The 26,077-nt window shown below is 43.7% G+C and carries 21 protein-coding genes and 3 pseudogenes; 17 read left to right on the top strand and 7 right to left on the bottom strand.

What is annotated here, in order from left to right:
- Positions 1–11: 11 nt before the first annotated feature.
- Complete coding sequence (locus IO95_RS20245) at positions 12–296, bottom strand: type II toxin-antitoxin system mRNA interferase toxin, RelE/StbE family (protein ID WP_023489180.1); 285 nt, start codon at positions 294–296, stop codon at positions 12–14.
- Complete coding sequence (locus IO95_RS20240; RefSeq protein ID WP_023489181.1) at positions 293–571, bottom strand: CopG family ribbon-helix-helix protein; 279 nt, start codon at positions 569–571, stop codon at positions 293–295. Before IO95_RS20240 ends, IO95_RS20245 begins: the two co-directional genes overlap by 4 nt.
- A 408-nt stretch (positions 572–979) precedes the next feature.
- On the opposite strand from IO95_RS20240, the gene IO95_RS23685 reads away from it, so the two are divergent.
- From IO95_RS23685 to IO95_RS20205, 7 genes are all read left to right on the top strand, one after another.
- Positions 980–1,555, top strand: coding sequence for a helix-turn-helix domain-containing protein (locus tag IO95_RS23685; RefSeq protein ID WP_023491881.1), 576 nt, complete (start codon positions 980–982; stop codon positions 1,553–1,555).
- Position 1,556: 1 nt separating this feature from the next.
- Entirely contained in the window at positions 1,557–2,834 is a 1,278-nt protein-coding gene (locus IO95_RS20230) for a type II toxin-antitoxin system HipA family toxin (protein ID WP_023491879.1), read from the top strand.
- Positions 2,835–3,113: 279 nt separating this feature from the next.
- Positions 3,114–5,552 carry a glycogen/starch/alpha-glucan phosphorylase gene (locus IO95_RS20225; protein ID WP_023491878.1) on the top strand — a complete coding sequence of 813 codons (2,439 nt, stop codon included), beginning with the start codon at positions 3,114–3,116 and terminating at the stop codon, positions 5,550–5,552.
- Positions 5,553–5,668: 116 nt separating this feature from the next.
- Positions 5,669–6,964: a PP2C family protein-serine/threonine phosphatase gene (locus IO95_RS20220; protein ID WP_023491877.1), complete on the top strand. Its 1,296-nt coding sequence runs from the start codon at positions 5,669–5,671 to the stop codon at positions 6,962–6,964.
- A 42-nt stretch (positions 6,965–7,006) separates the two neighbouring features.
- Entirely contained in the window at positions 7,007–7,345 is a 339-nt protein-coding gene (locus IO95_RS20215) for an STAS domain-containing protein (RefSeq protein WP_023491876.1), read from the top strand.
- A 32-nt stretch (positions 7,346–7,377) separates the two neighbouring features.
- Entirely contained in the window at positions 7,378–7,830 is a 453-nt protein-coding gene (locus IO95_RS20210) for an ATP-binding protein (protein WP_023491874.1), read from the top strand.
- Between the two features lie 40 nt (positions 7,831–7,870).
- The gene (locus tag IO95_RS20205; RefSeq protein WP_023491873.1) at positions 7,871–9,763 is read left to right on the top strand and encodes a diguanylate cyclase domain-containing protein; all 1,893 of its coding nucleotides are present in this window, start codon (positions 7,871–7,873) and stop codon (positions 9,761–9,763) included.
- 59 nt (positions 9,764–9,822) lie between these two features.
- Here IO95_RS20205 and IO95_RS26550 read toward each other — a convergent pair.
- A pseudogene (locus IO95_RS26550) lies at positions 9,823–10,089 on the bottom strand (Hpt domain-containing protein); the annotation flags it as partial.
- Positions 10,090–10,180: 91 nt separating this feature from the next.
- Between IO95_RS26550 and IO95_RS26545 the strand changes: the two are divergent.
- A complete protein-coding gene (locus tag IO95_RS26545; RefSeq protein ID WP_369794391.1) occupies positions 10,181–10,273 on the top strand; it encodes a hypothetical protein in 93 nt (30 codons plus the stop codon).
- On the opposite strand, the pseudogene IO95_RS20200 reads toward IO95_RS26545, so the two are convergent.
- Together IO95_RS20200 and IO95_RS20195 are read right to left on the bottom strand one after the other, a co-directional pair.
- Positions 10,243–12,552, bottom strand: a pseudogene (locus IO95_RS20200) (response regulator); the annotation flags it as partial. The gene IO95_RS26545 and the pseudogene IO95_RS20200 overlap by 31 nt on opposite strands.
- Positions 12,542–12,991: a hypothetical protein gene (locus tag IO95_RS20195; protein WP_023491870.1), complete on the bottom strand. Its 450-nt coding sequence runs from the start codon at positions 12,989–12,991 to the stop codon at positions 12,542–12,544. The gene IO95_RS20195 and the pseudogene IO95_RS20200, both read right to left, overlap by 11 nt.
- Before the next feature lie 764 nt (positions 12,992–13,755).
- Here IO95_RS20195 and leuA point away from each other — a divergent pair.
- The 8 genes from leuA to IO95_RS24465 all read left to right on the top strand — a co-directional run bounded on the left by leuA (position 13,756) and on the right by IO95_RS24465 (position 23,327).
- Positions 13,756–15,447, top strand: coding sequence for a 2-isopropylmalate synthase (leuA, locus tag IO95_RS20190; RefSeq protein ID WP_037386936.1), 1,692 nt, complete (start codon positions 13,756–13,758; stop codon positions 15,445–15,447).
- 29 nt (positions 15,448–15,476) lie between these two features.
- Positions 15,477–15,827 carry a cupin domain-containing protein gene (locus IO95_RS20185; RefSeq protein ID WP_037386933.1) on the top strand — a complete coding sequence of 117 codons (351 nt, stop codon included), beginning with the start codon at positions 15,477–15,479 and terminating at the stop codon, positions 15,825–15,827.
- Positions 15,828–15,856: 29 nt separating this feature from the next.
- Positions 15,857–16,480: a diiron oxygenase gene (locus IO95_RS20180; protein ID WP_200874195.1), complete on the top strand. Its 624-nt coding sequence runs from the start codon at positions 15,857–15,859 to the stop codon at positions 16,478–16,480.
- A 305-nt stretch (positions 16,481–16,785) separates the two neighbouring features.
- On the top strand, positions 16,786–20,247 hold the full coding sequence (locus tag IO95_RS20175; protein ID WP_051791313.1) for an amino acid adenylation domain-containing protein: 3,462 nt from the start codon (positions 16,786–16,788) through the stop codon (positions 20,245–20,247).
- A gap of 27 nt (positions 20,248–20,274) precedes the next feature.
- Entirely contained in the window at positions 20,275–20,763 is a 489-nt protein-coding gene (locus tag IO95_RS20170; protein WP_037386930.1) for an SRPBCC family protein, read from the top strand.
- Between the two features lie 51 nt (positions 20,764–20,814).
- On the top strand, positions 20,815–21,300 hold the full coding sequence (locus IO95_RS20165; protein ID WP_023492939.1) for an SRPBCC family protein: 486 nt from the start codon (positions 20,815–20,817) through the stop codon (positions 21,298–21,300).
- A gap of 12 nt (positions 21,301–21,312) precedes the next feature.
- Positions 21,313–22,203: a DMT family transporter gene (locus IO95_RS20160; RefSeq protein ID WP_037386926.1), complete on the top strand. Its 891-nt coding sequence runs from the start codon at positions 21,313–21,315 to the stop codon at positions 22,201–22,203.
- Between the two features lie 71 nt (positions 22,204–22,274).
- The gene (locus tag IO95_RS24465; RefSeq protein ID WP_072011708.1) at positions 22,275–23,327 is read left to right on the top strand and encodes an iron-sulfur cluster-binding domain-containing protein; all 1,053 of its coding nucleotides are present in this window, start codon (positions 22,275–22,277) and stop codon (positions 23,325–23,327) included.
- Here the strand turns inward: IO95_RS24465 and IO95_RS20150 are convergent.
- Complete coding sequence (locus IO95_RS20150) at positions 23,324–24,181, bottom strand: helix-turn-helix transcriptional regulator (RefSeq protein ID WP_235186806.1); 858 nt, start codon at positions 24,179–24,181, stop codon at positions 23,324–23,326. The genes IO95_RS24465 and IO95_RS20150 overlap by 4 nt on opposite strands.
- Before the next feature lie 64 nt (positions 24,182–24,245).
- Here IO95_RS20150 and IO95_RS24460 point away from each other — a divergent pair.
- Positions 24,246–24,461: pseudogene (locus IO95_RS24460) on the top strand (IS3 family transposase); the annotation flags it as partial.
- Positions 24,462–24,497: 36 nt separating this feature from the next.
- On the opposite strand, the gene IO95_RS24890 reads toward IO95_RS24460, so the two are convergent.
- Positions 24,498–26,011, bottom strand: a protein-coding gene (locus IO95_RS24890) for an IS3 family transposase (RefSeq protein ID WP_369794388.1) whose coding sequence is annotated in 2 segments (ribosomal slippage) — positions 24,498–25,561 and positions 25,561–26,011 — 1,515 coding nt in all. Because the reading frame shifts where the segments join, the coding sequence is not laid out codon by codon here.
- Positions 26,012–26,077 lie beyond the last annotated feature (66 nt).

The raw sequence follows: 26,077 nt of genomic DNA, 5'->3' as shown, positions 1-26,077 counted from the left end.
ATCATTACTTGCTATTTCACTAATGGCGGCCATCGTTGAGCGGTGTGCACCAAGGCTATAATCCATACTGCGTCATCTTCGATTTGATACACTAACCGATAACTTTCATGAACAATCAGTTCCCGTGTGCCAGCGATAGTTCCTTGGCGCCCAATTTCTGGGTGGCGAGATAATCTATCAGCGGCCTCACTGAACAGGGTATCCATCCGAAGAGCAGCCTCTGGATTATCTTCAGCAATGTAATACCAAATATCTTCACGATCCTGTTCTGCTTCAGGTGCCCAAATTACTTTCATGATTTGCTTTTGAGTTGGTTACGCAGTGCGGAAAATTTAGCTTCAACGTCATCATTAGAACGCCCCTTTCCAGCCTGCATAGAGGCTCGCCCTGCATCAACCTTGGCTTGTAAAAATTGATTATATTCCTGCATATCTTTTTGTTTTTTAATAAATTCTCGCATCAGCTCACGCATGACTTGTGAAGCAGGGCGATGAATAGCGTTTGTTGCCGCCATAAATTCCGAGCGTAATTCAGGCTCAATTTTCATAGTAAAAACAGCTTGTTTTGTCATATACCCCCCCTCTACATAGGTACTGATAACGTACATACGTCGTCAGTATATAAAGTACTGGTGGGTTTTACACCCGTTTTTATTGTTCTCTTACAGAGAATCTCAAAGCTGTGCATGGTCTGATAAAAGTGAAGGGTGAGGTTTGGCGTTTAGCGGGGGGAAGCTGTGGTTTGCAGAAAAATACGGAATAAGGTACGAGGCCGTTTGATGGAAACCATGATGGGCATTCAGGGGACTGCAAGAATACTGTATCGTGTTGAAATCAATTTCTAGAGCGGTGCTAAAAATGACAGCAACATACTCACAGATGAGACAATAGAAAATAGACTTACCTTATATTGGAAGGTTTATACTGTCGATGTTATGCTTATATGTATCACAAATGAAACGTAGTTGAGCGAGGTTAAGATGCCCGAAGAAAATTATATGAGTAAACTTCGGCGGACAAAAGGTTCCGTTGTACGGCCTTCAACCGAATCAGTCTTGGTCAAGCTTGGCAAGGACATTGAATTCGCGCGCCGTGTACGGGGCATGTCCGCTGATACGTTTGCAAAATCAGCGGGAATCTCGCGCTCTACTTTGCATAGGCTTGAGAACGGTAATGGCGCAGGCATTTCACTCAACACACTTGCGATGGTGCTTACTATTCTTGGCAAGCTGGATCTTCTGAGCAATTTGATCGACATACGCAATGATGATATCGGCCTGTCTATGCTGCGTGAGAATGTCATGCAAGGTACAAAGTCTACGCCTAAAAGCGTCAAGGTTAGCACCGAGAAACGTGCTACAAAGGGTGCGAGGGTCAAGTCGGGTAAACCTCCTGCTGGTATAGCGATCACTATCAAATCCACATTGTCTGGCGAAAAAGTGAGTGATCAGCGCGATAAAGAGGGATTAGTTATGAGTTCATCTGGACGTGCATCATCACTACTCACTCGCCTAAAAGCCAAGCGGGATGGTTCAGGCTCCAGATCAGAGAAATGACATGAAACAACGACTTTACGTATGGATGGATGGTGAAGAATTGGTCGGTCAGTTGGATTTCAACATCGATGGCGCTCGTCAGAACTCCGTTTTCACTTATGCGCAGAGCTGGATTGATAATCCAGAAGGTTTTGATCTCTCTCCAGCGATGCCGCGCAGCCAAATAGTCGCTTCGGCTAGTCTTCATGGAAATTCATCCCCGCTTGTTTTGCCTATTGCCGACAGCGCGCCTGACTCATGGGGCCGCGCTATTATGCGCGCGGCAAATGGCGGGCGCACTATGAATGATTTCGAGTATCTAACTGGGGTCGATGACTTTCTGCGCTCGGGGGCACTTCGCTTTTACGACAGTGATGCGCCGGGGGCGTTGCCATTGGCTCAACCTCGTACAGGCGAAAATGCTTTTTCCATACCGCGGCTCATCGAACTCGAAGCGATGATTCATGAGGTCCGCGCCTTCGAAGCCGACCCAATTCATTATCGTGAAAACCGGGCCAAGCTCCTTGCAGGACAAATATTGCGTGATGCCGCTGGTTCGCTAGGCGGTGCACGGCCAAAGGTGAATGTGCGTGATGAAGACCAAGCAATCTGGATAGCGAAGCTACCAAAGATGGATGATGAATATGATATGGCGCGGGCCGAGGTGCTTACACTGCATCTTGCAGGAGAAATAGGCATGACGGTGGCAGAAGCTAAGTTATTCGTCGTATCTGGGCAATTTCCGGTTGCCTTAATCAAGCGTTTTGATCGCTCTTACGAGGATGTAGGGGACCCTCGGCGGATCCACTTCATCACGGCACAGACATTTATGGGGTTACCAGGCACAGAGCCATCAAACTACGTTTCGATAGCAGAGCAGATGATGATCAATGGCGCTGGTGATGATCTGGTCGAACTTTGGACACGCATGGCCTACTCTGTGATGATTCAGAATACAGACGATCATTTACGTAATCACGGTTTTATTCGGACAGTCGATCGCTGGGCTCTTTCCCCTGCCTATGATATTAATCCTGTCCCCACAGTAGGCGGTACCCTAAAAACTGCGATCAGCGAGATCCATGGCAACGAACTCGACATTTTGGCTGTCTTGGACGCGGCACCACTCTTCAATATTGACCCTAGCGAGGCCCGCGATGCACTTAGGGTTATGGCAGAGATCATCAGCGAAAGATGGCGTCCTCTCGCAACTGAGCTGGGAATGACGGCGAAAGATATCAGGTCACTTGCACCCGCCTTTGAAAGCCCGCAGGTGCAGAACGCATTGAGTCTGTTATGAGTGAATATCCAGTCCAGGGTTGAAGTGCAATTTCACGGTATCTACATGTGGTGGATACTTCACAAGGAGAAAGTTCAACATCAAGTGTCGAACGAGTCCGCCTAATAGGCGCAGACTTCCATAATCACTTAAATTACTTTTAATAATACCAATCTACTACCTTGCAATTTCCCTTTGAATAGTTGAAAGCCGTCTATACTTATCGGATTACTTTGAGCGGGTAAATATCTGCTCATATCGAAGAGAACACTCAGATACACGGCTTGGGTAGGGATGAAAATGAATACAAAGCAGACACGTGTTGAATTGCCTGGGGTTGACGAGATTAAAAATAATATAATCAGCAAGTTGAGGTACAGTTTATGCCTTGAACTGCAGGATGCCACTGATGCTGATATCTTTAATGCACTGGCATTAACAATAAGAGATTACCAATTAGACGGTTTCTTCGAAACCAAAGGTTATCAGGAAGCCGCAAAATCAAAACGACTCTATTATCTGTCCATGGAGTTTTTGCTGGGTCAGTCGCTGCGTAATAATTTGATGAATGTCGGGTTGTTATCGGCTGCCAGCCAAGCCATTGGCGAGTTGGGTTTTGATTTTGACGCTATCGTCGGCCAAGAGCCTGATGCTGCATTAGGCAATGGCGGGTTAGGGCGCTTGGCGGCCTGTTTTATCGACTCAATGGCTACCCTGGATATTGCCGCATCGGGTCACGGCATTAAATATGAGTATGGGTTATTTAAGCAGTCGATTCAGAATGGTAAACAGGTTGAACAGCCGGATGATTGGCATGCCACCCACTCCCCTTGGCTAATTGATCATCATTCGCAACTGATGTTAATTCCTGTTGGCGGGCATATTGAAGTTACCGAAGATATAGATGGTAATTACAACCCGATGTGGATGGATTGGAAGGTGATTGTCGGGGTTCCTCACGACTATTTTGTCACTGGCTATGGGGGTAAAACCGTTAACAAATTGCGCTTATACAGCGCCAGTGCATCTGATTCGTTTGATGTACATATTTTTAACCGTGGGGATTATCTACGCGCCGTTAGCCAAAAAATAGCCTCGGAAAATATCTCAAAAATTCTTTATCCGGCTGATGAAATACAATCGGGAAAAGAGTTACGCCTGACACAGGAATACTTTCTGGTTGCTTGTACCTTACGTGATATTTTCCAGGAATTTGCTACCCGTTCAGAGGATATCACTACACTGCCTGATGCGGTTGCCATACAGCTTAATGATACGCACCCGGCGTTAGCGATTGTCGAAATGATGCGAATTCTGGTGGATGAGCACCGGTTGGATTGGGATATTGCTTGGGGGATCACGCAAAAAACCTGTGCGTTTACCAACCATACTCTGATGCCCGAAGCACTTGAAACCTGGCCAGTGACCTTGTTTGAAAAACTGTTACCGCGCCATTTGCAAATTATCTACGAAATTAATCACCGTCACCTGAGCGAAGTGGCAGAAAAATGGCCTGACAGACCAGAACTGCTGGCTTCATTGTCACTGTTTGAAGAAGGGGGCGAGAAGAAAGTACGCATGGCCAACCTGGCTATTGTTGGTAGCCATAAGGTGAATGGTGTGGCCAAGTTGCACTCTGAACTGATTAAACAAGAATTAGTGCCCAACTTTTATTTTATCTCGCCGGAGAAGTTCACCAATCAGACTAACGGTGTCACGCCAAGGCGCTGGATCCAACAAGCTAACCCAAGGCTGGCCACCTTTCTGACGCGTGAATTAGGCCCTGGTTGGGTTACCGACCTGGATAAACTGCAAGGGTTGAAAAAACTGGCGAATGACAGTGGGGTATTGGAGGAGTTGCAGACGATTAAGCTGCATAACAAGCGGGCTCTGTGCCAACTGGTTGCCACTCGGCAGGGGGTGAAACTTGATCCCCAAGCTCTATTTGACAGCCAGGTAAAGCGTATTCATGAATACAAAAGGCAACTACTGAACATTTTGCATGTGATACATCTGTATTTAGGCATTGTAGAGTCTGGCAATACCCTACAGCCTAAAGTGCATCTGTTTTCAGGAAAAGCCGCCCCTGGCTATGCGATGGCTAAACTGATTATTCAGTTGATTAATGAAGTCGCGAGAACCATTAATAACGATCCTCGTGCCAAGGGGCAACTGAATGTCCTATTTCTTGAGGATTATAAGGTCTCCTTGGCTGAGCATATTATTCCCGCGACGGATCTTTCTGAACAGATCTCGACGGCGGGAACCGAGGCATCGGGCACCAGTAATATGAAGTTTGCGATGAATGGTGCTTTGACCATCGGTACTATGGATGGCGCTAATATTGAAATCCGTGATGCCGTGGGCGCAGACAATTTTTATCTTTTTGGGGCCAATGCGGCGGAAATCAATGCTCATCGGTTTGCGGGGTCCCATAATCATGTCTATAGCAATAATCCGGTGACTAGGGAGGCGGTTGACGCCTTGGTTTCTGGGCGTTTTAATCTGGATAAATCACTTTTCCTGCCGATTTACCGCATGTTGACCGAAGGCGATCATTATTGCCATCTGCTCGATTTTGACAGCTATTGTGTGGCTCAAGAGCAGGTGTTGCATGATTTCGCCCATCAGCAACAGTGGCATCGGCGGGCACTATTAAATATCGCGGGTATGGGGCTCTTCTCCAGTGACCGTACCATCAAAGGGTATGCGACAGAAATTTGGGGGATCCCTTGTTGATGTGGTTTATCAACCGTCACCATTGAAGCTGCTGGCCCATAGCAAAGACCATGGGCTAGCAGGACTATTATCAACTCGCGCTGAATGATTTTTTTGGGGTAAAGGGTCATCATTTTATGGAACCTATGGAACTGATTACCAATGGCCAACCTGCAGCCGATCTGCAGGTCACCATAATGATTGTAGATGATTCAAAAAGTTATCGGCACCTGATGGCGGCGACGTTACTCAAATGGGGGTTTAACGTCTGTGAAGCCGAGGATGGGCAGCAAGCGTTACAAAAGTTGGCTGAACAACCGATTAATATCGTGATCAGTGACTGGGAAATGCCGGTAATGGATGGCGTCGCTTTATGCCAAGCTATCCGCAATGATGATTTTGGTCATTATATCTACGTTATTCTGCTGACGGCTCGGCAATCCATGGAAGATTTATTGACCGGCATGGAGGCGGGAGCGGATGATTTTTTGTCGAAGCCGGTTAATCAAAATCAACTTCGTGCTCGGTTGCATGCGGCAGAGCGGGTACTGTTACTCGAAAGTACCCTAGAAGCACGCAATGAGAAGCTCTCTTATGCTTATCATCAAATAGAATCCGATCTCCAGGCTGCCGCTAAACTGCAACATAGTTTTTTGCCCAGTCACAATCTGTTGTTGTCTGGGTTTGAGTTTGATTGGATGTTTTTACCTTCCGCTTATGTCTCTGGGGACTTATTGAATTATTTCCCCTTGGGAGAACAACATATTGCTTTTTTCAGTGTTGATGTTGCCGGGCATGGTATCAGTGCGGCGATGCTTTCACTGGCGGTTTCACGGGAGTTTCTGGCAGGGCGCATCAGTAGCCAGTTGTTGCTGCACCAAACAGCCAGTGGGGAGCAGGTCCCAGCCGCGCCACATCGCGTGGTTGAGGCGCTGAATCAACGTTTTTGCCTGGATAATGATCAGGTAACCAGCTACTACACGCTGATTTATGGTGTCATCAATACCTGTAATGGTGACGCGGTGCTTTGTCAGGCGGGGCATCCTACGCCCTTTATTGTCCGTGCTGATGGCGAATTGTGTTCTGTGGGCGATGGGGGCATGCCCATCGGGCTATTTGATACTGCGGAATACCAAGACACTTATTTTAACCTGCAAGCCGGGGATCGGCTCTATCTTTATAGCGATGGAGTGACTGAGTGTGAGAATAAGCATCAGGAACTTTATGGTGAGCAGCGTTTGCAGGCATTACTGACGGAATGTCGTGGCCTGGCGAAAGCAGAGATTTTTGCAAAAGTTGAACATGCGCTGAGTCTATGGCGCAGCAGTGAACATGAAAATAGTCGGCAACCGGCGGCGGTATCACATCAGTTGTTTACTGATGATATTTCGCTGATGGCGATTGAGCGCATTGTCGTGCCGGATAATGCTTGAAGAGTGATCAGTTTGATACAGTGAATGAATAAAGGAGCAGTTATGAACTTTGAAATCCAGTCTGAGAATGGTGTTGAAATTATTTCGCCTCTGGTCCGTCGTCTTGATGCCTCCGTCGCTGTCGTTTTTAAGCAAGAAATTCTCTCTATGATTGAGCAAGGTAAAAATTGCCTGCTGCTGGATTTCAGCCAGGTGGATTTTATCGACAGTAGTTGCCTTGGCGCGCTGGTTTCAATGCTTAAGACGCTCAATAACCGGGGTGATTTGGCACTTTGCTCATTGAATAGCAATATCCAGAACATGTTTAAACTCACGAGAATGGATCGGATTTTTACCATTAGCAGCGATCGTGAATCGGCGCTTAAACTGATAAACCGTTGAGACTAACTGGTGGCGTATGAAGGAGAGGCCATATGGCTAGTGCCAAGACTACACTCTGTTTACCGGCATCCTTGGAGAGTCTGGCGAAGCTGAGCGATGCATTATATGAATTTGTTGCTCCTTGTTCGTTGGACCCGGCGCTCGTTTATCAGGTTGATTTGGCCTCATGCGAAGCATTTACCAATATTGTTAAACATGCCGTGAATTACGATGACCATCAAAATGTAACTATCACGTTAGCCCATGATGACCAGCGGCTAATCTTAACATTCTCAGATTCGGGTGTGCCCATATCTGATGGCATTCTGCAGCGATGGGTAACATCACCCACGCTTTCACCGGACCCCCTTGATCCCGCCAGTTGGCCGGAAGGGGGGATGGGGTTGATGTTGATTCAATCGGTGATGGATGAGGTGACCTACCAAACTGCAGATGGGCACAATCTGCTGACCTTGATGAAAAGTTTATCCGTTGATCCAACATGAGATTCTTTCGTTGCCCAGCTAACGAAGCATTGGGGGAATTATGATCGAACCTTGCATGCCAGCTAATGAGCCATTGCGTCAATGTGTATTGGATTCATTGCATATTCTGGATAGTCGGGCAACAGAAAAGCTCGACAGGATCACTCGCCTGGCGGCCAGTTATTTTGGCGTACCGATTGCCTTAATTTCTTTGATCGACCGGGATCGGCAGTGGTTTCTGTCGCGCTTTGGTCTGGATGCGCCGCAAACACCAAGAAATATCTCATTTTGTGGACATACCATTTTACAAAGGGGAACCTTTATTGTCCCCAATACCGCTCTGGATCTGCGTTTTGCTGATAATCCGTTAGTTCAGGGCCCCCCCCATATCGGTTTTTATGCCGGGCAACCTCTGTTGTCGCTTGATGGTTTACCGTTAGGTACGCTTTGTATTATCGACCAGCAACCGCATGATTTCTCAACAAAACAATCTACCGACTTGCAGGATTTTGCTGCAGTTATCGAAGAGTATTTACACAATATAGAGCGGGATTTTTATACCGAAAGTTTGAAATTGAATTTGGAACGTTCCGAAGCGCTGTTTGAGCAGACATTCTCTCAGGCGGCTGTGGGGATGGCGCTGGTTTCATTAGAGGGTTACTGGTTACGGGTTAATCCGCGTATATGTGACATTCTGGGTTACAGTGAGCCGGAGTTGATGGCGCGGACATTCCAGGACATTACACACCCGGATGATCTGGATAATGACCTGGAGTTGCTGAGGCAGCTACTGGCAAATGAAATCTCCACCTATTCGATGGAGAAACGTTATTTCCGCTTCGACGGCACGCTGGTTTGGGTCGAATTGACCGTCGCACTTAACCGTTTGTCTGATGGCTCACCGCATCATTTGATCTCCGTGCTGGTTGATATCAGTGAACGTAAATTAGCTGAAAATAATTTGCGTATCTTGCAGCAGGAGCTGGAGGAGCGGGTGATATCACGCACCCAAGAATTAAATACGGTAGTCAACAAACTGAATCTGGAGATTGAAAGCCGGGTAAATGCCCAGTATCAACTGAATGCAGAAAAAGAACGTTTGCGGGCCATTACCGATAATATGCCAGCCTTGATTAGCCAAGTGGGTACAGATGAAGTCTATCAGTTTGCCAATAGTGCTTATCAGCGTTGGTTTGGTATTGATGAGGCGTCACTAAAGACCATGACCTTGCGGCAATTTATGGGTGAGCAGGCTTATCTTGTCGCCAAACCGATGATTGAAAAAGCGTTGCAAGGGGAAACGGTCAGTTTTGAGAATGAACTTAAGACTCAGGCGGGCTTATTGGCGGTTCATACCACGCTGGTACCTTGTGAAACTCAGGGGTTCTATATCCTTTCGATGAATATCAGTGAGCTAAAAAGATTGCAGCAACGTCTGGAATATGACGTCACTCACGATATGTTAACTGGCTTACCTAACCGCAGGGCATTTATTCATCATTTGGAATTATCCAGGGCCGAATGCCTGGCGACTGGGTTACCGATGGCGGTATTGTTTATTGATCTGGATGGTTTCAAGCAGATAAACGATAATCTGGGGCATGAATTTGGTGATAACGTGTTGAAAATATTCGCCAATTTACTGAGCGATTGTATCCAAAACAGGGGGTTTGTAGCCAGATTGGCAGGGGATGAATTTACCGCTGTACTTGGGCAATTAACTGATCCTGAGGCACAAATCCGGGCTTTTTGTCAGCAGGTCTTGGCTCAACTGGCTGAGTTGGCGTTTATTGCTGGGCATGCGATAAACGTATCCGCCAGTATAGGGGCCTCTATTTATACCGGTGACGACACCACCATTAAAATGCTGTTATTACAGGCAGATCAAGCGATGTATCGTGCCAAATCAGCAGGTAAGAGTAACTATTTGATTCACGGAAGTAAGCAAGCCTGATGGCTGCGAATACCTATCATGGCGGGCTTATCCCTAAGCCTGCTGGGTATCAACGCTGTTTAAAGCTGATCTTTACAGGCGAGTAATTCCGCTTGTAATTGTTGGCATAACTCATCAACACCATGATATTGCTTGGTAATTACCGCCATATTACCTGCTGCGGCAGCCTGTTCAATCTGGCTCAGCTTGCTTTCCAACGGGGGGCAGGCAAAATGCAGACATTCCCCTTTTAGCTGATGGGCACTACGGCGAATAGCTTCAATATCCTGTTTTTCTATGGCATTGGCCAGGGCTTGCTGGAGGGTAGGGATCTCTTCAATAAAGATCGCCGCTAATTCGCTGAATAAGGTTCTATCATCACCTAATTGAGCGATGCTCTGCTCATAATCAAAGATATTTTTTTTGGGGGCGACTGGTGTGGCTGGTGCAGCTGGTGCAGCTGGGTCACCGGTAAGCATCCGCTTAATTTCGCTTCCCAGGTTGTCCAGCAAAATGGGTTTACTGATATAGCCATCAAACCCTTGGGCCAGACATCTTTCACGGTCACCTTTCATCGCATGAGCGGTCATGGCGATAATCGGCTGATGCTTGCCAGCTTGTAATGATTCACTGGCGCGCAGTTGTTGTACTGCCTCGGTGCCATCCATTTCGGGCATCTGCAAGTCCATTAAAACCACATCATAATGATTCTGTTGTAACTTCTGCAGGGCCAGCTTGCCATTACCTACCACATCACAGGTATGCCCCAGTTTGCGGATAAAATTAATCACCAGTTGTTGATTGATAAGATTATCTTCCGCCACCAGCAGATGTAGAGCATGACTATTGACTACCGGGGGCGGTGTCGGCGCAATGGTGGAGGCGGGCGGTGGGATCGCAACTTCCTCAGGATTAAAGGTATCGATGATGGCTTCCAGAAGTTCGGTAACATCAATGGGCTTGGTTAGAAAACTGGAAACCCCAACTTTACGCAGCACCCCGGTATCTAGCTGGTTACTCATGGAACTGAGCATAATCAATTTGCACTGGCGTAAGCTGGGGGTGGACATAATTTCCAGCGCCAGTGCCATACCGTCCATTTCTGGCATTTGGGAATCGAGCAGAATCAGTGGGAAACGCTGGCCTTCATTTAACAATTCCAGTGCTGCTCGCCCGGAATTCACCGTCTGGGGTTTAAACCCGTTATTGCGTAGCATATCAAACAGCAAGCGCAGGTTAGTGGCGTTGTCATCCACCACTAAAACATCCATTCCTTTTAACCAACTTGGTAGCACCACCGTCGCACGGGTTGGGGCCGTTTCGTTGGCATTAATCGGCAGCGAAAAATAGAAGCAGCTACCCTGCTCAGGCTGGCTGGAAACCTGCAATTTGCCCCCCATCATTTCCACCAGTCGCGCTGAAATGGTTAATCCCAACCCGGTACCACCATATTTGCGCGTGGTGGAGCTGTCTGCCTGACTGAATGACTCAAAGATCACCGCCTGCTTTTCAGCAGGAATGCCTATTCCGGTGTCAATGATACTAAACGTTAGCCTATCGTCCGGGGTTGGCGCTGGGGTAATTTGTAATACCACTTCGCCTGTGTGGGTGAACTTGAGTGCATTACCAATCAGGTTGGTAATCACCTGCCGCAAGCGCAGTGCATCACTGTGTACGATTGCCGGGGTATTGGGGTGAATATCAACGATTAACTCCAGCCCCTTTTCGGAAAACTTGGGCGTTAATGGGCGTGTAATTTCATGGATCAACGGGCGCAGGGCAAAATCTTCCAGTTCAAAGATAATTTTACCTGCTTCTATTTTGGAAAAGTCGAGAATATCATCGATTATTTTCAATAAGGCGCGGGCTGAAGAGTACACCATATTGATATAATCGCGTTGTTCTTTATTGAGATTGGTTTCCAGGCATAATTGGGTCATCCCCAGAATACCATTCATTGGGGTACGGATTTCATGGCTCATATTGGCCAGAAACTCACTCTTGGCCTGGTTGGCGGCGTGGGCCAGCTCTACCGCTTGCTGAGAGGAGGTTTCTGCCTCTTTCCGCTCGGTGATATCTTGTAGGGTCCCCACCGCTCGCATCAATTCGCCGTTAATATCTGGAGAGATAATTTGCCCTTGAATCAATACCCAACGCTCATCACCACAGTGGTGTTTAATGCGCACTTCACAGGAAAATAGCGGTGATAGTTCTTTATTGGCTTGGTCAACACCTTGCAATAACAAAGGTAAGTCATCGGGGTGAATGACTTGCTGCCAAAGTGCCGAGGTATACTCATTTTCATTATGGCTGATACCGAGCAACGATAATAAAGCATCATTAACATGTAACCGATCCTGGGTGTATTCCCAGTCCCAAATACCGATACGCGAGGCTTCTGCGGCCAGAATAAAATTATTGTTCTGAGTTTGTCGGCTACTGGCAATATCAGCGAAGTGGCTAATATCCGTATGCAGACTGATAATTCCACCCGTGGCAATACGGTTATGTTGTATATAAAAGGTATGGTTGGCAATCTCACGAATTTCATAGTGTGATTCTTGCCGATAATGATGAAGCAGTGTTTTGGCCAGGCTGGCGCTTTTCTGCTGATTTGCTGCCTGATGGCGGGTATTGATCATCACACCGACAATGTCTTGCAGTGTAACACCTTGCTGTAATTTGCCTGCCAGCACCGGATAATAATCAGTGACCTTGCTATTCCAATAACATAGCCGCTCATCGGCATCATAAACCAGCAGTGCAGCATGGGTGGCATCCAGTGCGGGTAATAACAGGTTAGGATTCATGGTGGTTGCCTTTATTCGCATCATGGTGCAACTCTGCCTGACGCCGCATAAACTCTAGCCCTGGTGCCATAAAAATAGCCCACGCAGTGATAACATCCTCATCCCATAACGGGTCGAGATCCCGCACGGTTTGCAAAACGGCACGGCGCCAATAAGCGAAGACCGCAGCGGGCAGGTTCAGGCCCTGGGCACTCTGTTCACGGGCAACACGCTCCAGATAGTCAGAGACGATATGTGTGGTGGCAACGGAAAGCATATAAAAAAATGATTTATAAATAATTTTTTGTTGCTGCTGATCATCAGACACCGGAAAGATACTCAGCCCTTGGGTACTCTCAACGAACAATTTGTAGAAATGAGAGAAAAACTGATCTCCGCGATCTTTGCTGGTGATCCGGTCATAACTGTTATTGAACAAGGCTTCGTAATTTGTGCTCACGGGCTTCTCTCTTGCGATTTTCACCCTGCGACCAAGATAATTCCACCAGAACTCACAGTGCGGCGATTGGCGAGGGCCTAGCTTGATGACCTCCTCGGTAGAGAGAATGTCATTGATATTCAATTAGTCTAGTTAACAACAAGGGAAGCGCAAGAACAACAGCGTGCGTTATCCAAACCGTTGCTCGGTGCAGCCAAAAGGCGATTTATTGGCATTTAAAAAGCGAATCCTAAACCTCACCAAGGCGGTTGACCGGATGTCCGTGATCAACCAGGAATTCCTTACCTTGACGATTATGGGTAGCGGCGATTGGTGCACAGTTTCAGACACACAATGGTCTCAACCTGCTTGGCTGACTGGATGGTAAACTCTCTTATCTGCAAAGACCGTAGGTCATGAGCAGAGTGGCGTTGGTATAAAAAACGATACATGCATACTATTCTACTAAAAGCGGTCTGCTACTTTGTGGTTTCTATATATTGTAGTTGCACCACTTCCTAAATCTTTTCAGTGAGTTATGTGGTTTCCGAAGTGTAACCGTCAGACATCGATTCAATAGTAGATCGCCCTATCAACATTAATAAACTCATCTTCAACACGAATAGCTTCCTCACTGTATGGGATAGCGTGGCTGAATAAGTGAGCTCTAACATCGCTCACATCTTTAAGCAAAGTCCGTTTGGCTAACATAGTTGTCCAGTCTGAACAAGACACCAATGTTCAGACGCTTACACTGGTACTACACTTATAAAGGAAATGTGAAAATGATTTCAGAACCATCACAAAAATATCGTCCAGCCCATGTTATTTCAAATCCAGAAAGAAAATGGCCAAACAATCAAATAACTGTAGCTCCTAGATGGTGTTCAACAGATCTGAGAGATGGCAATCAAGCTTTAATTAATCCGATGGACCACGAAAGAAAGCTGATGTATTTCAAGCATCTTGTGCAATGTGGATTTAAGGAAATAGAAGTGGCTTTTCCATCATCTTCCGAAACTGAATATGATTTTGTGCGTGATTTAATTACTCATGCGCACATACCAAATGATGTATGGATACAGGTGATGACTCAAGCTCGTCCAGATTTGATCCGGACAACTATTAGCGCCTTGGAGGGAGCTAAGCAGGCAATTGTTCATGTTTATAATGCTACGGCCCCCATTTTTAGAGAAATTGTATTCAAAAATAGTAAGGAAGAAACCATTGAATTGGCCTTGAACTCAGTTAAACTGATAAAAGACCTTTGTGATGAGCATCCAGAGACTAAATGGTGTCTCGAATATTCTCCGGAGACGTTTTGCTTTACTGAATTAAATTTTGCCCTTCAGATATGTGAGGCAGTGAAGGATTTATGGTGCCCAACGGAATCTAGGCCTCTAATTCTGAATTTACCTACGACTGTCGAAGTAAACACTCCAAATGTATTCGCTGATCAGATTGAATTATTTATCAGAAAGTTTAGTGACCTATCTTACACGACTATCAGTATTCATCCACATAATGATCGGGGAACAGGTGTAGCAACGGCAGAGCTTGCTTTATTAGCTGGAGCACAAAGAGTCGAAGGATGCTTATTTGGGAATGGTGAACGAACGGGAAATGTAGATTTGGTTACCTTAGCTATGAATATGTATAGCCAAGGTGTTTCTCCTAAGCTGGAGTTCCAGAATATCAAGAAGACGGTTGAAATTGCGGAATATTGTAATCGGTTACCTGTCCACCAAAGGCATCCATATGCAGGTTCCCTGGTATTTACAGCGTTCTCAGGGTCGCATCAAGATGCTATTAAAAAAGGATTCGCATATCGCTTTGAAAACAATGAAGAGATATGGAGCGTGCCCTACTTGCCAATAGATCCAAACGATCTTGGTTGCACTTACGATGAGGTCATACGTGTAAACAGTCAGTCAGGGAAAAGTGGCGCTGCATGGCTCATTGAACAAAATCATGGATTAAAAATTCCTAGAGCTTTGCAAATAAATTTCATTGACAAGGTTAAGAATTATACCAATCGTTCGGGATGTGAGATGAGTTTAAAAGAAATTTGGCAGTTATTTAGAGACTCATATGGCGTAGTTAATAAACCAGGCCTTCAATTGATTAATTACCAAAGCAAATCAATTGAACAGGTTCAAGAGATTAGTGCTCGTTTAAATTACCTAAATGAGGAGTTAATGATTAAAGGTATAGGCTCAGGAGTTCTAAGTGCACTTATTGACGGAATAAAAAATAACTTTGATATTGATATCAACATTAAAGACTATTCTGAGCACACGTTGGGTGTTAATACGCAAAGTAAGGCAGTTACCTACGTTGAGATCCATTCTGTAAATCAAAATAGCTATTTTGGTGTGGCAATAGATACAGATTCATTAAAGGCACTCTTACAAGCTACATTGAATGCTGTTTATAATTTCATTGAGTCCGGTGATAAAAAACACTCAGTAGATTGAATTAAATTCTATCATAAGGATGTATAATAATGGAAAAAAATATCAATATTCCTAGTGAAACATGGGAAAGCCCAGATGGTTTTGATATAGGTATTGAACAAATTTTGATTGAAAATACCCTTGATGAGCAAGATAAAACAGGGATTAGAACACGCTTTGTACGGTTTAATCCTGGAGCAAAAACTAAAGTTGTTTTCATTCATGATTATCATGAAGAGGTTTATATTATTTCTGGTGATCAAGTTCTTCTGGATAAAGAAACACTAAAACCAAAACATCAATATAAGGAAGGTGAGTACTTCATTCGTCCAGCAGGAACGAATCATGGACCCTTTAGCAGCGAAAAAGGGTGTGTGTTGCTAGAGATTCATTATTACTAATTTTTTTCGAGCCATTAAAAGGGAATCAAATGTCTTATAAAACGCATGCAGATACATGGGAACAACGTGCTACGATTCGAACCCGTCCTCGTCGATTTATTGAAAATGATGAACTCTCCTTTTACCCTATCGAAAGACAACCACTGTGCTTTGACCCCATAATTGAAAAGCTTGGCGATGAAGTTAGGGACACTATTCTTCTTCAGAGTCTATATAAATACATAAACGATATTATTATTTTCGAAACAGAAATCGTTAATAAGGTCGCTTTAGATATTGCTAAAGGTCGCTTCCCATTCGATTTTTCATTCGAAGCTCGCTATGATGCAATGTCAGTAGTTGTTGATGAAGATTATCATGCTTTTGTAGCGATGGATTTTCAAAATCAGCTTGAAAAGGAAACAGGTATTAAGCCATTTAAAGTATTTGACGAGATTGAATTAAGCAGGGCAATTCCGCGTGCGATTGAGTCTTTGAACGACTCGAAGCATAAGGCAGGCATGGAGCTCATCGCAGTGGCTATTTCTGAGAATACTGTGACATCGGATGTTGCAGCTTTTGCCAGTGATTCTACTGTAAAACGTTCTATAAAGGGAATAATGGCTGATCATTTAGCAGATGAAGGGAGACATTCAAAATTTTGGACTGCCTAGTAAGAATTTACTGGTCTGGAATTGATGAGGAATCTAGGCTAGCTATTAGCAGTAGTATCCCTAAATTTTTAGAGGAATATCTGACTAATGACATACAAAACGAATTCGATCGTGCATTAATAGATCAATTAACACTTCCAGAAATTGTTAAACGAAAGATTATTGATAATCTGGTAGAGGCTTATCCTATTACTGCACAGCACCCGATGATTTCTAATATTCGTCGATTCCTTATCGCATCAGGTCTGTTAGAACACGCGCCTACTCGCTCACTAATGAAGCAATATTTATAAAAAAGGACGACTATGAAATTATTCTCCATTGCTCTGGGAGCTGACTGCCCGTGTCAGGAAGAACTGAGTAGTCATATTTACGATATCGGTCATAACATCTATAAACTCTCTAAAGGAGCCGCTTCACCCTTAATTAATGAAAAATCCTCTAGCTTAACTGAATTTATCGACTATATTTTTAAGCGTTTTACAGTAGATACAATTAATTTTTCTGAAAATAAAAGTATCTATATCAGCATAACGAAAGATGCTAACTCAGAACAGTATACTGTTGCGACAATTATTAACAATCAAGGCAAACTGCAGATCATTTGCAAAGCAAATATTCAAGGTGAATATACTCTGAATGGTGCAGACATATATCAGGAGATCGTGTCTGAATTAGAAGAGTGCATCTCTATGACTATAATACTCCTTGCACAGGGTATTATAATTTCAGATGAGACTTTATCTGATTCTATACTCAAACTACCTCAGTTAGATTTGGATAAATTAAGATCATGGCACAAATCTAACGATACGTTCAAAGGAAATATTTCCTATGAAAAGGATCTCTATGCAGCTTTTGAGTATACTTCGACTCGCGTACCTACTAAAACGGCTATCAAATTTAATAACCAGTCTATAACCTACAATGAGTTAAAGGTTAAGGTCGAAAATTATTCCAACAGATTGGTTGAAAAATTAGATGTTATCGATTCAGACCGGCAACCAACCATTGCGGTGGCTTTACCCAAATCAATAGAGTTATATGCAGTAATTCTAGCAATTCTTAAAATTGATGGATGCTATATCCCTATTGACCCTGAGTATCCAGAAGACCGGATCCGAAACATTCTGGAGAAATCAGCCCCCGATATATTGATAGGTTGTTCATTACAAACAAGCAATACAATTAAGCATTATTGTCTCGAGGAGTTGGAAACTGAAGGAACTCGTACTTGGCAGAGATCCGGTATCCCGGTGTCAGGAAAATCTAGAGCAACAACGATCTACACTTCAGGATCGACTGGTACGCCTAAAGGTGTGCAACTAACTCATGAAAATATCAGCCACTTTATCAATTGGTACTGTAATGAAACCAACCTTACTAATAATTCGAAATGCTTACAATTTACTACGGTTTCGTTCGATGCATCATTACTGGATATTTTCCCTGCATTAATTACTGGGTCTACACTTGTTGTCCCTACTCAGGAGCAGCGGCATGACTTTAGTAAATTAGATGAACTCGTGCAAGCTGAACAGGTAACACACTGCTTTATTCCACCAGCAATGCTTTCCGCACTACCAAAATACGAATGGTCGACTATGGAATACATTGTTACTGGTGGCGATGTCTGTGATAGTGCAACTATTGATCATTGGTCTCAACAATGCAATCTAGTCAACATTTATGGTCCAACTGAATGTACAGTATTGGCTACCAGCAAAAGATTCGATCCTAAATGTAATAACAAAATCATCGGTAAACCGATTCAGAATACCAAGATTTATCTTGTTAATGAGTTCGGTCATCCTTGCCAGACTCTAGAGCAAGGAGAGCTTTATATATCAGGACCAGGAGTAGGACCAGGCTATGTGAACGATGAAAAACAAACCAACGAGAGATTTGTTCAAATGAATACCCTAGCTTCGTGCTGTAAAATGTACCGCACTGGTGATATTTGCTTCTGGGATAGTAATGGTGAAATCAATTTCGTTGGTAGGAAAGATAATCAGGTAAAAATTCGTGGATTTAGAGTTGAACTAGGCGAAATAGAAAACTCAATTCTGAGACTAAATATGTATTCGGGATGTATTGTTGTATCAGATGATAAAAGACAGGTAAGAGCCTTTGTCAAAGGGCCTGAGCCAAAAGCAAGTATAGAGTCTCTTAGAATGAAGTTAGAGGCTTTTTTACCTAATTACATGATGCCTACATATATAATTGAGGTTGATGATTTTCCATACACCGAAAACGGTAAAGTCGACAGAAGAAAATTAATCGAATTTAAAATTAAAAACACCTCTAGTGACGTATCTGAAGTCTGGGTAGAGCTCCAGTCCGAACTTAGAAAAATCTGGGCTGAAATTTTGGATATCACTGAGGAAGAAATATCTCTAAAATCATCTTTCTTTGATTTAGGGGGGCACTCACTATTAGTCTCCAAAATGTTGCTCGTAGTAAAAAATACCTACGTAGGAAACTTTACATTGGCACGTTTCATGGAAAACCCTACGATTGATGCATTAAGCAATTTGTTAACAGAACAAGATATGACAAAGGGGGCACAGATATCTGATCATATCTACGCCGATATGGTTCTTCAGCATAATATCAGGCCTTTGAGTGATGAAAACCCCTTTGCTTTCAGACCTCGAAACGTACTTCTAACTGGTGCTACAGGTTTTTTAGGTGCTCATATTTTAGAGCAATTAATCAATAAAACTGAAGCGACAGTTTATTGTCTTATTAGAGCTAGTTCACGAGATCATGCTTTCAATAAACTATCCGACTCCTCAAAAAAATTTGGGATCAAAAGCCTAAATAACAATCCCAAGATTAAAGTAATTTGTGGTAACCTCGCTGAGTCTAGGTTAGGTATTAATAACGAAGATTATGAATTCTTAAAGAATGAAATAGATGTAATCTATCATAATGGAGCTCAAGTAAATCATATCTATGACTACAAGTATTTGTTCAATGAAAATGTACGCTCAACGATTGACTTGTTGCAACTCGCCTGTACCTCTATACAGAAACAGATGGTATTTATATCAACTCTGTCAGCAGCAAGTAACATCGACGAATCAGGCCGTATCGTAGAGGATGGTCCTGCTGGACAATTGCCAGCCTTTGTAAATAACGGGTACAACTTGACTAAGTGGGTTTCAGAGCAATTAGTATGGCAAGCCCATGAACGAGGTTTACCAGTTACCCTTGTACGTCCGGGGAACATCTGCGGACATTCTAAGACTGGCCATTGCTTCCCGGATCAAAACCGAATTCTTCTATTACTTAAAGGTGCAGCCCAAATGGGAGTGGCTCCAGATTGGGATATTCAATTTGATCTGTGTCCGGTGGACTTTATAGCGGAAGGAGTTGTTGAAGGAACACTAGATAAATTAAAGCATGTTTCCGTGCTGCACTTCCATAATCCAAAGCCTTTATCTTGGAAAGAGTATGTTGGAAGGCTTCAACATCATGGGATAGAAATTGAATTCATTCCAGATACTGAGTGGCGGAAAAATCTATTAACCCTTGATCCATCAAATGCTTTGTATCAGGTAGTATCGTTCTATCTTGATGATAAAAATGAAGATATTGGTGATATATCTAATATAGAATATTCTCAGACAATGAATAGACTACAGCTATCCGGAATAGATTATCCAGAAAAGGACCAAAAATTAGTTGATGCAAATTTAGGTTTTCTGATTTCAAGTGGTTTCATCCAAAAAAACGAAGTTGAAAGGGTAGTAAATTATTAATAGAAAAACATTTTAAGGAGATAATATATGGGTAAGCACTATGAAGAAAAACGTTCGACTCTCATTAATGTTCCAGCAGTGAGAACAATAAGCACGCCGATAACTATCAAGGGTTCGCCAAGTGAAATATGGTCAATCGTTGGTGATTTTTCTGGATTTAATAAATTTATTGATAGTTTAGAACGTATTGAGATGACAGGAGAAGGTGTGCGTTCAGTGCGTAAAAAATTCTTCGCTGATGGTCACGTCGTATTGGAACAACTGAACTATCGAGACGATAAAGAAATGTTGATGGAATGGAGTTTAGTCTACACAAATATGGACATTGGTAATTTATGGTCATCCATGCGGGTTAACCAGTTAGATGCTGAACACTGTGAAGCCATATGGGACATTGCAGGAGAGCCATGGCACGAAACGACAACCCAACAAGACTTTGAAGCATTTGTAGCAGGTTTTGCTCAAGCTGCTTTAAAAAATGTGAAGCAAATTATTGAGACAGCTAAAGCAGCTTGATTTTAATTGTATGTAGTGGGCACTTATGTCCACTTTTATAAGGACTATAAAGTGAATATCAATTTATCATTTCGCCGTATTTTTCCGAGTATTTCTAAAACTCAAACAGTTAGAACTGAACTTGAGTTAAACGCCACTGCAAGTTTGGTATGGAGTATTGTAGGTGACTTCTCCCGTTTTGACCGTTTCACTGATGGTCTAGATAGATGTCAAATAATTGGGGAGGGTATTGGACAAGTCAGAGTTAAAAGTTTTAATTCTGGGGACTATGTAGTTGACCAGATATCTGCTTATGATCCAGTCAACATGAAAATGCATTTCAATATTATTTCTACCTCGCTCAATATACGCAATCTGTGGGAATATATGCAGGTTGAGCAATTGCCTGGAGACCGTAGCAAGATCATCTGGGAGATGGCGGGTGAGCCAAAAATAGGTTCTCAAGACGATCTAGACACGTTCTTATCAACTTTTGCGAAATCTGCTTTATCTAACGTCGCGAAAATATGTAGCGTTCGAGAGTATATTGTTGACTAAGAGGAATAGCATATGAGCACTATTTGGTTTATAGTGGCAATAGGAGTTCCTTTCATTTGGGGTATTCAAGCCGTAATGCTGAAATTCGGTATTGGTCAATTTCCTCCAATATTTATGGTTTCATTACGTTTTTTATTCATGTTTATTCTATTGATGCCATTTTTAAGTAGGTTGAAGGGACAATTTAGGCTTGCAGCGACGGTTGGGTTTACTCAGGGAGTTGCTCACTTTGCTTTGCTATATATAGGTTTTAAATACGCGGACGTAACCTCTGGTATGATTGTATATCAGACGAACGCAATCTTCACCCTGCTATTAGGCTCGATCTTGCTGGGTGAAAAAATGACGAAATATGCCATGAGTGGTACCGCCATTTGTCTCATCGGTGTATCTCTTATACTTGGCATGCCACAAGAGAATACTAACATCACTGGTTTATTTATTATTGCATGTTCAGCTTTGATGTTTGCTCTCGGTAACATTTGTGTGCGAAAATTTGGCCCATTTGACCCGGTCGGTCTCAATGCCACTGTATCCCTTATTGCATTCCCTGCTCTATTGTTTATCTCTTTCTTGACCGAGAAAGGTCAACTAGAATCTCTGCGCACAGCTAGCTTAGAAGCGTGGGGAGCACTTTTTTATACAGCGATATTTGGTGGAGTATTAGCATTTATACTTTGGTATAAGCTACTAATTAAATTCAGTGTTGATCAGATTTCTCCATTCAGTCTATTAATGCCATTCTTTGCAATGATGGGAAGCATTATTATCCTAGATGAGAAAGTCACAATCGTAAACTGGATCGGAGCTGTAATTACTATTGGGGGTATAGCAATCATCCAATACAGTAATAAACTAGTTACACTCAAAGGAAGGAGGAGTGTTATAGTTACTGATCAATAATTTTTTAATTTATTTGGGGAAGCTGAGAGTTTCTTACAGCTTCCATTTATACAAATTCATATAGGTATTTTTTGAAATTGAAATTATCTCCTCAATTAGCTATTAGGAATAATAACTCTTATTCTTTTAGAGTCATACAAGTCCTTAAAGAGAGTCATAGGGCGATATCTCTTACTGTAGAACCTTTAGAAGGTGAAATAAAGAACCCAATACCAGGACAATATGTTTTATTTACTCTGGAGATCAATAATGTTTCTTATAGTCGTTACTACTCGATCTCTGCCTTAGTTAGCAATGAGAATTACTATCGATTAACTATTCAAAAAGTTGACTCAGGTTTTGTATCTAACTGGCTTTTTGATAATTCTTTTTTAGGTATGCCTTGCCAAATTTCAGAGCCCATGGGAAGTTTCCATCTTTTATCAGAAGACTGGAAAAAAAATAGAAATTTTGCTTTTTTTTCAGCTGGAAGTGGAATGACACCTATTATGCCTATCTTGACACTTTTGGCAAAGGAGCATGCTTCATTTCATTCTCAGGTATTTTTGAGTTTTAAAGAGCCTAAAGATTTCCTTTTTCAAGATGAGATTTTAAAATTGCAGAACAGTTATCAAAACATTGATGTGAATGTTAATTTTTCTAGAATGCCCTCAAAAAGTAAGGTTTATTCTTATGGACGAATAGCTGTTCAAGAAATACTAATTAAGTGTCCCGATATTGTAGCTAGGAAAGTGTTTATATGCGGCCCGGGAGGTTATGTCGAAAGTCTCACGTCTATTCTAGCGGATATCGGTATTCTTACCGAAAATATAATTAGTGAGATATTCTCTGTCAATGCCCCAGATCATTATAAAGATAGTATTTTTGATGTCGTATTCAATGACTCAGGGACTGTAGTTCAAGCAAATGGAGATAAAACTCTGTTAGAGCTAGCAGAGTCTAGTGGGTTATATATTCCATCAGTCTGTCGGAATGGCCTGTGTGGAGCCTGTATTGTTCGAGTTAAAGGAGAAACTACAGGAGGTTGTACTGAGGTATTATCGTCTCAAAGTATACTCGACGGTAACAGGCTAGCTTGTTGCACCTATCCAATAGGCACATGTGAAGTAGTTAACGATATTTAAACCGTGCTTTCAACTTTATTGGCTACAAAGTTATTTGGGGAAATACCTACTCGCTTTTTAAACATGGTACTAAATGAGCTGTGGCTATCATAGCCTACAGCAATCGCTGTATCTAGGACAGTATAGCCACTTGCCAACAGTTCCATACTTTTTAGAATGCGGAAACGACGGAGCCATTCACCGAAACTTAAGCCCGTTTCGCTATGAAATTTTCTGGAAATGGTTTTCTCTGAAACACTAAGGAGTTGTGCTGCATCAGGTAATTCCCAAGGATGATCTAGCCTATCTGAAACACGATTGCAAAAGTTAAGGAGTATCTTATCTTTTGGCATCGGCACATTAAAATCAGTAAAATGCAAAAGACGCAACTCATCTAGGATAAGTTCTTGGATTCGCTCTTCACGACTCCCTCTTGCAACCTCTTCTTTGAATTCAGATGCAGCTATAATCAACTCTCTTAACAAAGAACCGACCTGAAATATGCCACACACATTAGTTAAGTCTGCTCTAGCTAAAGGTTCAATGAATAATGTTCTTATCTCTACAGTACCAACTGCTATTAGACTGTGAGGAGTGCCTGCTGGAATCCAAAGACCTCGTGATGGTGGAATTACCCAGCAGTTGGTGTCTGTGTAAACACGGATAACCCCACTAATGATGTGTAGTAGCTGAACCACTTGGTGTGAATGAACAGGTTCTTCTATTCCGTGCACATAGGTATGCTTAACAGATTTTATCGAATCGTCTAGTGAGCCTTTCTGAAAAAACATGTTAGCAACCAGTTTAAAAAATTTTACATATTGGAGCAAAATAGAAACAAAATGGCAACAATAAATAATGTTTATTATTATCACGACTTCGCATATCCGTTGAGGTGACGGCCTCGGTGATGAACTTCCCCGTGACGCCGCAGAACCTGTTCTGCGGGAGCACTGTTATCGCCAGCCACTGGTGCTGCATGCAGATAATGGTGCGGCGATGAAGTCACAGACACTACAGGTCAAGTTGACAGAGCTGAATATCTCGCCTTCGCACAGCCGACCGCGTGTAAGCAACGATAATGCGTATGTGGAGTCGTTGTTCGGCATGTTGAAATATGTACCGAATTGGCCCTCATCAGGCTTTAAAACGCTGCGGTAAGTGTCAAGGTAGTTGTCGTCCTGAGTTAATTTATGCGGCCTGTTTTTCCCGCTCTGGGTTGAGCGTGACGCTATCCTGCCGTTGCCAGTTTCGCGTTTGCCCTGACCAACGTTTGGGGTTCGCGGCTCTCGCAGCTTGATACACCTTGTCTCGTTGGGCCAACAACACCTTGTCCTCACCTGTATGCCGCTGTAATGGCGTCACATAGCCTATACCACTGTGCCGGTGCTCTTCGTTATACCAACCGGTAAACTTATCCACCCAGACTCGTGCTTCTTCCAGCGTTTTAAAGCCTGATGAGGGCCAATTCGGTACATATTTCAACGTGCGGAACAACGACTCCACATACGCATTATCATTGCTTACACGCGGTCGGCTGTGCGAAGGCGAGATATTCAGCTCTGTCAACTTGACCTGTAGTGTCTGTGACTTCATCGCTGCACCATTATCTGCATGCAGCACCAGTGGCTGGCGATAACAGTGCTCCCGCAGAACCGTGCGTTGTATCAGTATGGCTGCCAACTCACCACTTTCGATTTCATGCACTTCAGCACCGGTGATTTTACGGCTGAACACATCCTCCACCAGGTACAGATAATACCAGCGACCGCGTACCACTGAAGGAAGCCAGGTAATGTCCCAAGTCCATACCTGGCAGGGCCCGGTGGCCGTAAACGTGGTGGGCGCTTTTACCCGGCTTGGCTTGAGACGACGGCCTCGGTGATGAACTTCCCCGTGACGCCGCAGAACCCGGTAAAAGGTCGATTCACTGGCCAGATAAATTCCCTTATCCGCCAGCCGTGGCACGATTTGTGACGGCGGCAGACTGGCATATGCCGGTTGATGGCAAACAACCCGTATCTGCTGCTCTTCTTCCACACTCAGGCGATTGGCTGGCACCGGGCGAACCACTATTGTCCTTTGGTCTTCCGGTGATTTTTGCCACCGTTGCCAGGTACGTACACTGAGCTCAACTTCGCGGCAGGCCACCGCACGCCGTGCACCGGCAGCGACGGCCTCATTTATCCAGGCGATAAACTGCTGCCGTTCCTCGCTGGATGTCAGTCGTCCTCGTCCGTTTCCCCGTAGTAGTCCCTGAGCTTTTTTCTTAACACCAGGATCGCTGCCGCCTCCGCCAGAGCCTTTTCTTTACGGAGCAGTTCCTTTTTCAACTGCTTGTTTTCTTTCTGGCTTTGCTTGAGGGCGGCTTTATCATCAAGGGAAGGCACTTGTAAAAAGGCCTGTTTCCATTGCGCTATCTGTGCGGGGTAAAGCCCCTTTTTACGGCAGTATTCTGCGATTTCCGCTTCACTTAATGTTGCCGTTTCCACGATAACCGCCAGCCGCGCTTCTGCAGGCCACTGTTCACTGTTTTTCTCTGCACCGGGCACCGGTTTCCCCTCTGTTTTAGCCTGATTACGCCAATTGTAGAGAGTAGCTTCCGATATCCCTTCCATCTGTGCAACTGCCGCGACGGTCATATTGTAAGGGGGTAGCAATTTTGCCAACACGCTGACTTTACGTTCTGAAGAAATACGTTTCACTTGTCACTCCATCGCCCTCTGGATCTATGTTTAGAAGGGGGTGACAACTATGCTGACACTGAGGGC

Source organism: Serratia sp. DD3 (genome assembly GCF_000496755.2).
The sequence above is the reverse complement of the archived record's forward strand: the minus strand, read 5'-3'. Positions and strand labels throughout refer to the sequence as shown.